A 14438-nucleotide genomic window follows, 5' to 3' on the forward strand; every position below is an offset into this window, starting at 1 on the left:
TCTTTCTCCCGTTTCGTCGCTATCCTCTCTACACGGCATCCTGTCCCTGTTTCCCCGTCCGAACTTGATATGCGTCCTCTACGGGGAGGATGAATACCTTCCCGTCTCCGGGTTCGCCGGTGGTTGCGGCGTCACGAATCGCCTCGGCAACCTCTTCGGCGGGGATATCGGCGACGACGCACTCCACCTTCACCTTTTGGTGTAAGTCAACGACGTACTCCTCGCCGCGCCACTGACCGAGTTTGGCGGGTTGGTTCCCCCGCCCGCTGACGTTCGTGACGGTGAGGCTCGGGGCACCGACTTCGGCGAGTCCCCGTTTCACGTCTCCCAACTTGTCGGGGCGAACGATGGCCGTAACGAGCTTTATCTTTCCGCCGTTCGGTCGTCCACCATCCGTGCGGAGGCTTTCGGGAACGACACCGTGCGTGCCCTCGTGACCGAACTCGGGATAGGTCTCGACACCGTGTTCGCTCGCGTCCAACCCTTCCTTCTCGTGGTGCGGAGTGACACGCGCCTGACCGAGCTTTCGTGCACCGCCGAAGACCACTACGGTCGCTCCGACGATCCAAAGACCGATCACCGCAATGCCGGTCGCTTGCACCGCGAGTCCCGAGAGCACCGTTCCGAGGCTGAAACTCTGCCAGGTCCCGACTGCGACGAACGGATACACCAACGTCCCGAGGATACCGGCCGATCCGTGGACCGGGAACACCGCACAGACGTCGTCGATCTGGAGCCGTTTTTCGACGAACTCGAACACGAACGGGAGTTGCGCACCCGCCAGCAGGCCGACGATAATCGCGCCCGGCCACACGATGTCGTCGGCAATCGCCGTGATACCGACGAGTCCGGCGAGCAAGCCGTTCGCGACGTAGAGCGTATCCACCTTTCCGGTCCGTATCAGGGATACCGCTCCCGCGCCGAGCGTCCCCGCTCCCATCCCGAGCGTCGTGACGAGCGCGACCCGTCCGACCGTTTCGAACGCGGCCAGCGAAATCGTCCCGTTTTCCACCGAAAACACCGTCGCGGCGGTGCCGACGTTGAACCCGTACCATCCGAAGGCGAGGATGAGCGTTCCGAGGGCCGCGAACGTCACCGAGTGACCCGGAATGACGTTCGCGGTTCCGTCCTCCTCGAACCGACCGAGGCGCGGACCGATGATCCACGCGGCGGTCAATCCGGCGAGGCCACCCATCCCGTGAACGATCATCCCTCCCGCGAAGTCGTGAAACCCGAGCGACGAGAGGAAGCCACCCGCCCACGTGAATCCGACGACGACGGGATAGAAGACCCCCGCGAGAAGGATGGTGTAGCCCACGTACGTGCGGAGCTTACACCGACCCGCGACTGCACCGCTGACGATCGTCGCGGCGGTCATAGCGAAGACCGCACCGAACAGCCAGTCGACCCACGTATTGACGTCGGTCGGCGCGAGGATGGCGGCGAACTCACCGACGACCGACCACGCTCCGGTCGCCCCGGTCAGATGACCGACGATACTCGAAAGTGCCGCCCCCAAGAGAAAGAAGGTCATCACGCCGACGCTCCACGTCAGGAGGTTTTTCGTCAACTGGTTGGCGACGTTTTTCGAGCGAACCTGACCGGCTTCCAGCATGGCGAAGCCAGCGTGCATGAAGAAGATGAGGAAGGTCGCGATGAGCACCCAGAGGAGGTTGATTCCCTGTGCGATTACTTCGAGGTCACTCATCCGTACCCTCTGTCGGGATGATGACGAGATCGTCTGGAAGACTGTCCAGGAATACCGAATATTCTTGCCTGTCTGTGTTCTGTGTCATGGTACAACAGAGCAGGAGTATTCCATATAACGTTGGTTGTCAAAATATTCGAATTATATCCGCCTCAATTGGACAAACGTCGCTCTTATTATCGCATACAATCGATTTAAGGTTGTAAGACGGTCGGAAATTGGGTACTCGTTGTTCCACTTCTGGACAAACGTTTCACGACGATTCAATATTTGCCAGCCGTTTCCGTTCGCTTCGACTCCCTTGATGCGCGTGAGATTTGGGGTTATTCGCTCGAAAACGTACTCTATCGCGGCTTCAGGGGTTTCGGGAGTCGTCGTCTACGCGAGTTCGTCGGCGATGTCTTCCGCGAAGTACGTCAGAATCAGGTCCGCACCCGCGCGTTTGATCGAAAGCAGGGATTCCAACGCCGTCTCCTGAAGGTTGAGCCACCCCTTCTCGCTCGCGGCGTGCAGCATCGCGTACTCTCCGGAGACGTTGTATGCGGCGACCGGATGGTCGTACTCCGCTCGAATGTCCCGCACGATGTCGAGGTACGGCAGTGCGGGTTTGACCATCAGGATGTCCGCACCCTGTTCGACGTCGAGTTCGACTTCGCGCATGGCCTCGCGTGCGTTGGCCGGGTCCATCTGGTAGTGCCGTCGGTTCCCGAACGCGGGAGCACCGTCCGCAGCGTCACGGAACGGCCCGTAAAACGCCGACTCGTATTTGGCGGCGTAGCTCATGATGGGGACGTCCGAAAAGCCCGCCTCGTCCAACCCAGTTCGAATCGCGCCGACCATTCCGTCCGTCATGCTACTGGGGGCGACCATCTCCGCGCCCGCCTCCGCGTGCGAGACGGCGACCTTTTGCAGTAGGTCGAGCGTTTCGTCGTTTTTCACCGTGAGTCGCGGGTCGTCGGCGGCGTGGTCCTCCACGATTCCACAGTGGCCGTGGTCGGTGTACTCACAGAGACAGACGTCGGTGATGACCGTCGCGTCCGTCTCGTCCGTGATCCGGCGCGTCGCTTCCTGCACGACGCCGTCCTCGGCCCACGCGCGACTCCCTCGCTCGTCTTTCGACTCCGGGATGCCGAACAGCATCACCGAACGGACACCGGTCTCCAGCACCTCCCGTACTCGTGCGACGCTTTCGTCGATCGGCACGCGCTCGTGTCCGGGCATCGACTCGATCTCGACTCGCTCGTCCGTCGTCGCATCGACGAACACGGGTGCGATGAGGTCGCTCGCGTCGAGGGTCGTTTCGCTGACCAACTCGCGGATTCCGTCACGACGAAGCCGACGTGGACGGTCGGTGAGGTCCATATCCATGCTACCGGCGGAATCCCCAAAACCGCGTCGCTCCGGGACGGGTCACAACGCATTTAGCCCATCCCGTCAATATGCGGTTTGATGCATATCGCCTCGCTCGTCGCGGTCGAGACGACCTACCCGTCCCTCCTCATGCTTTCCGTCTTCGGTTTGGCACTGATGTCGTTCACCACGGATCGTCGGTCGGTTCGAACGTTCGTCGCCGATTATGGCGTTTTCCTGCTCGCCGGTGGATTTGCGCTCACGGCAGTTGCCGGAGTCCTTCTCTTCCTGTTCGGCGACAAATCGCTCGCGAAACAGTGGCTCCACCAGTACGGTCTGTTCGCCCTGTTCTTTATCTTCATCCTGGAAGGGGCGATGATGCTGTACTTCGCGCCGAGCGAGAGTCTCGTTCCCATCGGTGTCACGCTCCTGCCGGCCTCGTCACACGACTACACGACCATCGTGACCATCCTTCTAGTTGCCGTCGTCGGCGCAACCATCGGCCAGTACGTGCTCTTCTCGCTCGCCAAGCGCGGCGGCCGGGAGTATCTGCTCGAAAAACCGTGGTTCCGTGTCAGCGAATCCTCGCTCAACAGGTTCGACGGTTGGTTTCAACGATGGGGCCGCGTCGTCGTTCCCGTCAGCAACGCGCTTCTGTTCACCCGTGGGATGCTCACGGTCCCTGCCGGATTCGCGGAGATGGACGACTGGGAGTTTATCGTCCTCTCGGCGCTCGGAACGCTCATCTTCGAATCGTGGCTCGCCGCCCTCGCGCTCTACATCACCAAAACCGACCTCCCCAGCTTTCTCCACTTCTGACATAGCAGTCAACTCGTTGCTATTTTCTGTCCACAGACCCGACAATTGTCACTCGCGCTGAAACACACCGAGTGAACCGAGGCTGATTAGATATCGTCCCCGTCGTACCATGGCGATAGACCTAACAGTACTGAAAGCGTATCTTTATCTGCGCCCGCGTACCGTTTGTCGCGTGCCATGCTACGAGCGCCGCGTGGGCGCACTTTCTCGGAAATAGTTCCCGTCGAGCATCGCTTCTTTCCATACGGTTCCGTCTTCGTTACCGACGAACGTCTCCCCCATTGTGGTATTTCGAAGCGAAAGTATATTCGTCCCGGATTTCGAGAGAGGGATATGGAAACGATACGTGCCACCGAGTATCACGACCTCGTTAGCGTGGATGATCCACAAGTTTCACCTGACGGCGAGCGAGTCGCGTTCGTCCGTTCCGTTCCGAAGGATGACGAGGAGTACGAGGCGACGGTGTACGTCGTTCCGCTCGGGGGCGACGAACCGACGCAGTTCACCATCAGCGAGGGCGTAGACAGCACCCCCCGTTGGAGTCCGAGCGGTGACCGACTCGCGTTCGTCAGCACGCGCGGTGCGGACGACGACCGACCGCAACTGTGGGTGATGCCCACGGAGGGCGGCGAGGCCCGACAGGTGACGGACGTGGTGGGTGGCGTCTCGCAATTGGCGTGGTCGCCCGGCGGAACGAAAATCGCGTTCGTCCAGTCGAGCACCGAAGACGACCGTGAGGAGGGGCGGGACATCTCGCTCGATGGCGAGGAGTACGAACCGGAAACGCCCGACCCACGCGTCATCGACCGGAAAATCTACCGTGCAGCGGAGAGCTACTTCGACGGCAAGCGGAGTCACGTCTACCTCGCGGACTTGGACGACGATTCCGTCGCACGGGTCACGGATGGTGACTTCGACCACGTGGGACCGGAGTGGGGCGACGAGACGACGCTGTACTTCGGTGCGCGGCGCGAGGGCGACCCGGACGACAACATCATCGTCGATATCGTCGCCTACGACACCGACGCCGAGGAGGAGGAGGAGGAGGAGGAGACGCTCTTCCAAACCAGCGCGTGGGGCGCATCACTGACCGCGACGGCAGACGGTCGAATCGCCTACGCCTTCTCGCCCGAGGATAACGCGACGCTTCGACAGACCGAACTCAAGGTGTTCGACCGGAACTCCGGCGAGACGGTCACGCTCACCGAATCGTTGGACAGAACGCTCGCGATTGAACCACAGTGGAACCCGGACGAGGAACTGGTCTACTTCGGCACTCCGGATCAGGGAGATCAGGTCATCTGGCGCGTCTCGGGAGACGGAAGCGACGACCCACAGCGAGTCGTCGGCGACGGGCATATCACCGACTTTTCGATCGGTTCCGACGCCCTCGCGTACACGAAATCCGAATGGGACCACCCCGGTGACCTGTTCGTCTCGACACCGGGCGGGGCGGAAACCCATCGTCTCACACGCGCGAACGCCGACTACCTGAACGACCGCGCGGTCAGCCAACCGGAGGAACTCAGTTTCGAATCCGACGAGGGCACCGAGATTCAAGGCTGGCTTCTCACGCCGCCGGACTTCGACGCCGACGAGCAGTACCCCTTGGTCGTCGAGATTCACGGCGGCCCGCACGCGATGTGGTCCACCAGCGGAACGATGTGGCACGAATTCCAGGCGCTCGCCGCCGCGGGCTACGTCGTCTTCTGGTCGAACCCGCGCGGTTCGACGGGCTATGGCGAGGACCACATGGCCGCCATCGAGCGCGACTGGGGCGACACGACGATGACCGACGTGATGGCCGGGGCTCGACCTCGTCGCGGAACGCGACTACGTCGACGAACACGAGATGTTCGTCACCGGCGGCAGTTTCGGCGGCTACATGACCTCGTGGATCGTCGGGCACACCGACCGGTTCAAGGGTGCCGTGAGCCAGCGCGGCGTGTACGAACTCAGCAGTTTCTACGGTTCGACTGACGCCTTCAAGCTCATCGAGTGGGACTTCGGGACGACGCCGTGGGAGGAACCGGAGTTCCTCTGGGAACGCTCCCCGGCCGCATACGTCGAGAACGTGACGACGCCGACCCTGCTCATCCACAGCGACAACGACTTCCGCGTCCCGGTGAACAACGCCGAGATGCTGTATCTCCTGCTCAAGAAAAACGACGTGGAGACGCGCCTCGTGCGCTACCCGCGCGAAGGCCACGAACTCTCACGCAGCGGCGAACCGGGCCACATCGTGGACCGTCTGGAGCGGATCGTGCGCTGGTTCGACGGCTACTCCGAGTACAGCGACGCGCCGAAGGCGCTGGAACGCGGCGACGACGGCCTATCCGCCGCCGAGGAAGACGAGGACGAGAACGGAGAAACCGGGTCGGATACCGAGGACGAATAACGACAACCGTTGCCGTACTGTGGTGCGTTTCGTCCGGGGATATAAACGCTCGAAATCGAACGCTTGCTGTCGATTTTTCACTGGAAACGAAGGGGTTCCAGCTACCGCCGATTGTCCCGATAACCAGCGATATCCCGATAACCAGCGATATCCCGATAACCAGCGATATCCCGATAACCAGCGATATTGCCATCTTCTTTCGACTATTGACCGCTCCCTATCGGTTCCGTGGTCGGCTTCGTCAGGAAATACAGCGGTTGTTTTCGACCGCAGTCGTCCGGTTTCGACACGAAAAGAAGGGGTTAGTCCACGATGATTTCGGAATCCTTCGGCTCGGCATCGGAACCCGGTTTCATCTCGTTTTCGTAGCGGTCTATCCAATCCGCGAAACATTCGGGACAGAGGCGCTGGCTGTCGATCTGTGAGCGGTCGACTGTCAATCGAATCGTTCAAGCCAGCGCGTCCTGCAACGGTTCTCGACAGTCATCACACGGCTCGGGGTCGCTCTCGTCGCTCATGAACGCTCAATGTTGCCCAGAGTATATAAAAATCGGCGGGAATCGGGCGGAAATCAGACGGCTGCCGCGGACTGCGATGCGTTCGTCGCCTGCTGGGGGTGCTGACTCGACATGGCTGGCGAGTAGCTGGTTCCGTCGTGCTGAGAGGCAGTCGGGTTCGGAACGGCCGCTTGGGAGAAGATCAAGCGAATCTGTCCCAGCCACGGAATCTTCAACTCGGCCGTGCCACGGATCCAGTTCGGTTCTACCGGGTCGCTGATGTTGTACACTTGGTCGTACGCGCCGTTGTTGTCCCCTTTCGTGATGAACCCGGCGTGCGGTGCGGGACAGTAGCGCAGTTGCTCGCAGTTTTCCGCACCGCCGATGTAGTTCTTGTTGGCCTTATCGTACCAGTTCTCGTTCTTGTTCACCCAGAAGCGAGCGCGGTGAATGACCGGCGTCCGATCGCTCTCTCCGAATCTCTTATAGATTATGACGTCCCCGTAATCGTTGAACTTCTTGTAGCCCGTCTGCTGGCCCTCCTGATAGGTGACGACGCCCGTATCGCCGTGTGCCGCACTCGGCGCGAAACGGTGTTGGTCCATGATGAAGATCAGGTCGCCTCGATACATCTGCGGCTGCATACTGCCGCTCTCGACGGCGACCATCGGCGGCCACACGCCGCTGACAGCGAACAGTATGAGACCGATAGCGACGACGACGGCGGCACTCTCCAACATCTCACGCAGAAAAACGACGGTCCCGTTGTCCGTTTCACGGAACCAGCGAACCCACGCCATCGGTCCTGATTCGTCCGGACCGAACTCCCGCATACCGTCCGACGACGACTCGTCTGGGGGACTCATTACGGCATGCTATTCTTTCACTGATTGTCAACCTTCTGGGTTGGTTCGCTACTCTTTTCCCCCGTCCGCGTCTCTGCAGATATGTGCCATTGGAAACCCCGGCTCGCATCGTTCAGGAACTCACGAGCCGCGGGTACAACGCCGATTTGGAGGCGGTCACGCTTCTCGCGTCCGCTCCCGACCCCGGAGCGGCAGTCGAACGTGCAGTCGAATCCGCCCCCGAGGACGCCCTGAAACTCTCCGTCGGACACGTCCGGAGCGTTCTCGATGCCCCCTCGTCAACAGATACCAACCCCTCCGCTTCAGGTGGAGCTTCGTCCATCGAATCGATAGCAAACGGGACGGATTCTCCAGTCGAAACGAAGGGGTCCATGTCACGAACTCTCACCGAGCAGTCGGTGGACATCGTCAACGACATGACGGGCGCGAGTACGGGAACCGGCGAATACGACGACTTCGTCACGGTGTTCCGCGACCGCTTTCAACGCCTCTCGGGAAAGCTTCGTGGCCGGGTGAACGCCCGCCCGACGAACGCCGTCGCCAGCATGCCCGGCGGCAGCGACGCCGCCATCGTCGGCATGATAAGCGACATTCGCTCGACGGCGAGCGGTCACTGGTTGGTCGAACTCGAAGACACGAACGGAACGTTCCCGTGTCTCATCATGAAGGACAAGGAGTTCGCGGGCGTCGTGGACGAACTCCTCTTGGACGAGACCATCGCCGTCGAAGGAACCCTCTCGGGTGACGCAGGTATCCTGTTCGTGGATTCGCTCCACTTCCCGGACGTCCCCCGAACGTATCGGCCATCGACCGCCGACCGCCACGTCCAAGCGGCGCTCATCAGCGACGTCCACGTCGGCAGCCAGGAGTTTATGGCCGATGCGTGGCATCGGTTCACGAGTTGGCTCCACACAGAGGAGGCCGAACACGTCGAATACCTGCTCATCTGCGGCGACATGGTCGAAGGCGTCGGTATCTATCCGAATCAGGACGAGGAACTCGACATCATCGACATCTTCGAACAGTACGAACAGTTCTCGGAGTATCTGAAAGAAGTCCCGGGCGACCTCGAAATCATCATGATTCCCGGCAACCACGACGCGGTTCGCCTCGCCGAACCACAACCGGGATTCGACGACGAACTCCGCTCCATCATGGACGTCCACGACGCGCGTATCACGAGCAATCCATCGACGGTCACCGTCGATGGCGTCTCGGTGCTGATGTACCACGGCGTCTCGCTGGACGAGGTCATCGCCGAGATGCCCGCCGAGAAGGCGAGTTACGAGGAACCGCACAAGGCGATGTACCAACTCCTGAAAAAGCGTCACGTCGCGCCGCAGTACGGTGGACACACGCGTGTCGCACCCGAGGACAAGGATTATCTCGTCATGGACGAGGTCCCCGACATCTTCCACACCGGCCACGTCCACAAACTCGGCTTCGGCAAGTACCACAACGTGCTCGCCATGAACTCCGGATGCTGGCAGTCCCAAACCGATTTCCAGAAGAGCGTGAACATCAACCCCGACTCGGGATACGCACCCATCGTGGATTTGGACACGCTCGACGTCACCGTTCGGAAGTTCGCGTGATCCGTTCGTCCTTCGATTTCCAATCGAAATGGAGGGGGTGGTGTCCATTCTCACACGCATCGATACACTTCGACGGACGTTCGAGCGGTGGTCGAACGACCGCTGAATGACCGTGGTATCGGCGAGACGATAGTCCCTCGTTCTGCCCGACCCGTCGATGCCAAACCCGTCTCTTGCCGCTTCTACCCGGGACGAACAGATGTCGGATGAATTTGGGTGAGACTTGCGAAAATGTTCTTTTGTTCATCTTCGGAAATAGTAATCGTCGCTAATCATGACTGCACCAGATTCGGATGAGGTAAGCGGGACGGGCGATTCGAGCGCGACATCACGTCGGCGATTCTTGGCGGGTGCCGCCGTGGCGGGTTCGGCGGTTGCACTCAGTAGTACCGCAATCGCGATGGAATCGTCGGCGGCGGTCACGTTCGACGATCAAACGACGGGAGGAACGTCGGTGACGGTCAAATCGGCGACGCTCCCCGAGGGCGGATTCGTCGCCATTCACGACGACCGCCTGCTCGACGGGAAAGCGCTGGAGAGCGTTATCGGCGTCTCCGATACACTCGACGCCGGGACGCACACCGACATCGAAGTCGACCTGTTCGACGTGGACGGCGCCGACTTCGACGAGAAGATGCTCGAAGATGACGGGACGCTCATCGCCATGCCGCACGTCGATTCGAACGACAACGGCGAGTACGAGTTCGTCTCGTCCGGCGGGAAAACCGACGGCCCGTACACGAAGGACGACAAGGCCGTTATCGACGACGCGACGGTCACCGTCGATGACAACCCGATGGCGTCGGTCACCTTCGACGACCAGACCTCCGACGGCACGATGGTCACTGTCGATTCAGCGATGCTCTCGGACGGCGGGTTCATCGCCATCCACGACAGTAGCCTGCTCGATGGTAAAGTCCTCGACAGCGTCATCGGCGTTTCGAGCTACCTCGAATCCGGGTCGCACGAGGACGTGTCCGTCTCCCTGTTCAACGTTCCCGGCAGCGACTCGGACATGTCGATGCTCGAAGAGGACGGGACGCTCATCGCCATGCCACATCTCGATACGGACGGCAACGAGGAGTACGACTTCGTGGAGAGCGAGGGCAAGGCGGACGGTCCGTACACGAAGGACGGCAAGGCCGTCCTCGACGACGCGAAGGTCACCGTCGAGATGGACACGAAGCCGACCGCGGACGTCTGCTTCCGCGACCAGAAGTCCAACGGCAAGCGCGTCTGGGTGAACGAGGCGACCCTCTCGGACGGCGGATTCGTCACCATTCACGACAGCAGTCTCCTCGACGGCAAAGTCCTCGATAGCGTCATCGGCGTCTCCGATACACTCGACGCGGGCATGCACGAGGACATCGAAATCTCGCTGTACGAAGGGGTTCCGGGCGGCGACTACGACATGGATATGCTTGAGGGCGACACTACTCTCATCGCCATGCCGCACCTCGATTCGAACGACAACGGTACCTACGACTTCATCACCTCGGAAGGGGAGATGGACGGTCCGTACACGATGGGCGGCAAGGCCGTCCTCGACGACGCGGACATTACGGTCTCTGACGGCTGCTAACCGCTGTTCACGAGCACTGACGTAGTAACCGGAAAAACAATCTCGCTTTTTTGACGGTCGTTCGGACGATGCCGACGATTCGTCTCGACTCCGCTTATCGATTCAGCGTGTGAATCGCGTGGCCGAGCGCGTTCTCGGCACACTCCATCACGGCTTCCGAGAGCGTCGGGTGGGTGTGAATCGTCGCGGCGAGGTCTTCGAGCGTCGCGCCCATCTCGATGGCCATCCCGAATTCGGCGATGAGTTCGGAGGCCTCCGGTCCGACGATTTGTGCGCCGAGGACGAACCCGCTCGGTTCGTCGGCGATGATGCGGACGAAGCCGTCGGAGTGGCCCGTCGTGAGCGCACGGCCGCTGGCTTGGAACGGGAACCGACCGACGACGGGTTCGAAGCCCTGCTCTTCGGCTTCCTCCTCCGTCAGACCCACGGTGCCGATTTCGGGGTCGGTGAAGACGGCGGCGGGCATGGCCTGATAGTCGAGCGCCGAGGGTTCACCGGCGATGACTTCGGCGGCGACCTGTCCTTCCTTGCTCGCTTTGTGGGCGAGCATCGGTTCGCCTGCCACGTCACCGATGGCGTAGATGTTGTCCTTCTCGGTTCGTGCGCGGTCGTCCGTCTCGATGAACCCCATCTCGTTCGTCTCGATGCCCGCGCTTTCGAGGTCGAGCGTGTCCGTCACGGGTCGGCGGCCGACCGCCACGAGGACTTTCTCGGCACCGAACTCCGAGACTTCGCCGTCCTCGTCCTCGGTCCTGACCGTGATACCGTCGCCCGACTCCTCCCACTCCTTTGCGGCCTGTCCGAAGTGGAAGTCGATTCCGAGTTCGTCGGCCTTCTTCTTCACGGGTCGTGCGAGGTCGTCCTCGTACGCCGGAAGCACCGAGTCGAGCATTTCGACCACGGTGACGTCCGAGCCGAGTTTGGCGAGGACGCCCGCCAGTTCCATGCCGATGTAGCCCGCGCCGACGATGACGATGCTCTCCGGAACGTCGTCCATCGCCAGCGCCATCCGCGAGTCGAGGACGTGTTCGCCGTCGAACTCGAAGCCGGGAATCTCGATCGGGCGACTGCCGGTCGAGATGATCGCGTGCTCGAACTCGACCGTCTCCGAACCCTGTCCTTCGCCCTCGTGGACGACGCGAACCGATCCGTCGTCCGCGAACTCGGCGCGCCCTTCCATCAGCGTGACGCCGTTCGCCTTACAGAGCTTCTCGACGCCGCCGGTCAACTGGGAAACGACGCCGTCCTTCCACTCGACCATCTCGCCGTAGTTCACGTCGAGTTTCGTGTATATGCCCATGTCCTCGGCGTGACTGGCGTCGTAGGCCAAGTCGGACGCCGTGATCATGGCCTTCGACGGGATACACCCGTAGTTCAGGCAGACGCCGCCGTAGGCGTCCTTCTCCACGAGCGTTACGTCGAGTCCGAGTTGTCCCGCGCGGATCGCGGCAACGTAACCGCCCGGTCCCGCGCCGATCACCAGCACCTCTGTTCCAGTCGAGATATCTCCGACGACCATTATCGGACTAGAGTAGGTACCGGGTAAAAAATCAGGTGGATTAGCTCCGAGCAGTAGACGAACGTGAGCAATCACCACGATTCCACGTCGGGTTCGACAATCCGGGTAAAAATTATACTCCGCTTATAACAACTGGTACTATGAACCGGCTTTCCCGCTACGCTATCGGTCTCGTCGTCGGAGCGGCCGTGACCGGCGGTATCGCGCTCCTCCAACCACGGACGCCCGAATCGTCGATTCTGCTCGCCGGAATCGCAGTCGTGTACACCGTCGGAACGGCGACGGCAATCCCGTACTGGTCGGCGCTTCGAACGAACGACGGTCCGAACTGGACTCAAGGTGCGTTTACCGGCGCATCGACCTTCGGTTGTCTCATGCTTCTGGACGGTGTCGAACCGACACCGAATCTCGCCGTGGCGGCCCTCGGCTTGGGACTTTCGTGGTTCGGATTCGTCGCCGGAGTCGTGTTCGAAAGCGGTCGTGAAACGTCCGTGTAGCTATCTGTAACTGCAAAAAACGTTCCAGCAGCGCCCGTTTTGACTACTCCAGCAGGAGCAGTCGCGGGTTGTGCAGGTATTCGAGCAGTTGGTTGGCGAACGACGCGACGACCGCGCCGTCGATGATGCGGTGGTCGATGGACATCGAAATCGGGAGCGTGTAGCGCGCTTCGACCCTGTCGGCGCTCGCGGTTTCACCGCTCGCACTTTCCGAGGCGCTTTGCGCCTCGCCTTCCACGACGACCGGCCGCTTCTTGAGTTCACCGAGACCGAGGATACCGACCTCGGGGTGGTTGATGATCGGCGTCGCGTACTCGCCGCCGATGGCACCGAAGTTCGTGATGGTGAACGTGCCGCCCTGCATCTCCTCGCGCGAGATGGTGCGGTCGCGTGCCTTCTCGATGAGTTCGTTCATCTCCGAGGAGATCTGGAGCATGTCCTTCTTGTCCACGTCCTTGAGGACGGGAACCATCAGGCCGTCGTCCGTCGCAACGGCGATGCCGATGTTGTAGTAGTTCTTGACGACGATTTCGTCGTTCTCCTCGTCCAGTGCGCCGTTGAGGTACGGGTAGTCCTTCAGCGCGGCCACGATGGCCTTCAGGATGAACGGCATGTAGGTCAGCTTGATGCCGCGCTCCTCGGCGACATCCTTGAGTTCGGCGCGCGTCTCGACCAGTTCCGTCACGTCGATGGAATCGTGGTGCGTGACGTGGGGCGCGGTGAACTTCGACTTCTGCATCTGCTTGCCGATGGTGCGCCGAATCCCGCGGTACGGAATGCGCTCCTCGCGCGGCCCGGTTTCGCCCGTCGCGACTGCGGCGGCGTCCGCGGCCTGTGCCTGCTGCTGTGCCTCGGCGTACTCCTGTACCGCTTCGGACGTGACGAACGCCTGTCCGTCGCGTTCCTCGGTGGACGGGACGGCGTTGATGTCGATGCCCTGCTCGTCCGCGAGGCGGCGCGTCGCCGGTGCGGCCAGCGTGCGCTCGCGGTCTGCCGATTCGACCTGTGCCGGAGGAGTCGCGGTGGTCGTGGTAGTTGCGGCGCTGCCACCGGTCGTTCCGGTCTCGGTCGTCGTTTCGGATTCGACAGATTCCGTTTTTTCCTCGGTTTCCGATTCCGTCTCGTCCTCGGCGGCCGCTCGAACGTCGTGTTCGCTCACACGACCGCTCGGGCCGGTTCCTTCGACCGACGCGATATCGACGCCGAGTTCGCGTGCGAGCCGTCGGGCACTCGGTGCCGCGAAGACGCGACCGTCCGGCGTTTCCGTCTCTTCGGTCTCCGGGACTTCGGACTCTTCGGCAGACTCCGTCGTCTCCTCGGATTCCGCGCTTTCGGTCTCGCTCGGAGCTTCCTCCTCCTCCTCTTCGCCCTCCACGTTGAACGTGAGGAGCACGTTGCCGACCGGAACGACTTCGCCTTCCTCGGCGAGTAGCTCGTTGACGGTTCCGTCGACGGGCGAGGGAATCTCGACGATGGCCTTGTCCGTCTCGACCTCCGCGACCACTTGGTCCTCGGTAACGGGGTCGCCTTCCTCGACCTGCCAGCTGACGAGTTCGCCCTCCGCAACGCCTTCGCCCACGTCGGGCAGTTTGAATTCGTGTACCATG

General features: G+C 61.4%; 9 protein-coding genes and 2 pseudogenes. 5 read left to right on the plus strand and 6 right to left on the minus strand.

From position 1 onward, the window contains the following. Positions 1–28 precede the first annotated feature (28 nt). Together A4G99_RS04095 and hemB are read right to left on the minus strand one after the other, a co-directional pair. Positions 29–1708 carry an ammonium transporter gene (locus tag A4G99_RS04095; RefSeq protein WP_066139770.1) on the minus strand — a complete coding sequence of 560 codons (1680 nt, stop codon included), beginning with the start codon at positions 1706–1708 and terminating at the stop codon, positions 29–31. Positions 1709–2086: 378 nt separating this feature from the next. Further along, positions 2087–3070, minus strand: a complete 984-nt coding sequence (gene hemB / locus A4G99_RS04100; protein ID WP_066142290.1) for a porphobilinogen synthase — start codon at positions 3068–3070, stop codon at positions 2087–2089. A gap of 156 nt (positions 3071–3226) precedes the next feature. Here hemB and A4G99_RS04105 point away from each other — a divergent pair, with 156 nt between their 5' ends. Together A4G99_RS04105 and A4G99_RS29765 are read left to right on the plus strand one after the other, a co-directional pair. Then, positions 3227–3877, plus strand: a complete 651-nt coding sequence (locus tag A4G99_RS04105) for a DedA family protein (RefSeq protein ID WP_223301790.1) — start codon at positions 3227–3229, stop codon at positions 3875–3877. Between the two features lie 333 nt (positions 3878–4210). Next, positions 4211–6275 (plus strand): annotated as a pseudogene (locus tag A4G99_RS29765) (S9 family peptidase). A 302-nt stretch (positions 6276–6577) separates the two neighbouring features. On the opposite strand, the pseudogene A4G99_RS29770 reads toward A4G99_RS29765, so the two are convergent. After that, a pseudogene (locus A4G99_RS29770) lies at positions 6578–6793 on the minus strand (hypothetical protein). Positions 6794–6846: 53 nt separating this feature from the next. Next, positions 6847–7638 carry a S26 family signal peptidase gene (locus A4G99_RS04120; protein ID WP_223301714.1) on the minus strand — a complete coding sequence of 264 codons (792 nt, stop codon included), beginning with the start codon at positions 7636–7638 and terminating at the stop codon, positions 6847–6849. Positions 7639–7721: 83 nt separating this feature from the next. On the opposite strand from A4G99_RS04120, the gene A4G99_RS04125 reads away from it, so the two are divergent. Both A4G99_RS04125 and A4G99_RS26970 read left to right on the plus strand, forming a co-directional pair. Further along, complete coding sequence (locus A4G99_RS04125) at positions 7722–9233, plus strand: DNA-directed DNA polymerase II small subunit (RefSeq protein ID WP_066139775.1); 1512 nt, start codon at positions 7722–7724, stop codon at positions 9231–9233. A gap of 274 nt (positions 9234–9507) precedes the next feature. Further along, positions 9508–10815: a twin-arginine translocation signal domain-containing protein gene (locus tag A4G99_RS26970; RefSeq protein ID WP_150123035.1), complete on the plus strand. Its 1308-nt coding sequence runs from the start codon at positions 9508–9510 to the stop codon at positions 10813–10815. A gap of 94 nt (positions 10816–10909) precedes the next feature. Here A4G99_RS26970 and lpdA read toward each other — a convergent pair whose 3' ends face one another. Continuing rightward, the gene (lpdA, locus tag A4G99_RS04140) at positions 10910–12334 is read right to left on the minus strand and encodes a dihydrolipoyl dehydrogenase (RefSeq protein ID WP_066139778.1); all 1425 of its coding nucleotides are present in this window, start codon (positions 12332–12334) and stop codon (positions 10910–10912) included. Positions 12335–12474: 140 nt separating this feature from the next. On the opposite strand from lpdA, the gene A4G99_RS04145 reads away from it, so the two are divergent. Continuing rightward, positions 12475–12831, plus strand: coding sequence for a hypothetical protein (locus tag A4G99_RS04145; RefSeq protein WP_066139781.1), 357 nt, complete (start codon positions 12475–12477; stop codon positions 12829–12831). Between the two features lie 43 nt (positions 12832–12874). Here A4G99_RS04145 and A4G99_RS04150 read toward each other — a convergent pair whose 3' ends face one another. Beyond that, positions 12875–14437 carry a 2-oxo acid dehydrogenase subunit E2 gene (locus A4G99_RS04150; RefSeq protein ID WP_066139784.1) on the minus strand — a complete coding sequence of 521 codons (1563 nt, stop codon included), beginning with the start codon at positions 14435–14437 and terminating at the stop codon, positions 12875–12877. Position 14438: the final 1 nt, after the last annotated feature.

This window comes from Haladaptatus sp. R4, assembly GCF_001625445.1.
Taxonomy (GTDB): Archaea; Halobacteriota; Halobacteria; order Halobacteriales; family Haladaptataceae; genus Haladaptatus.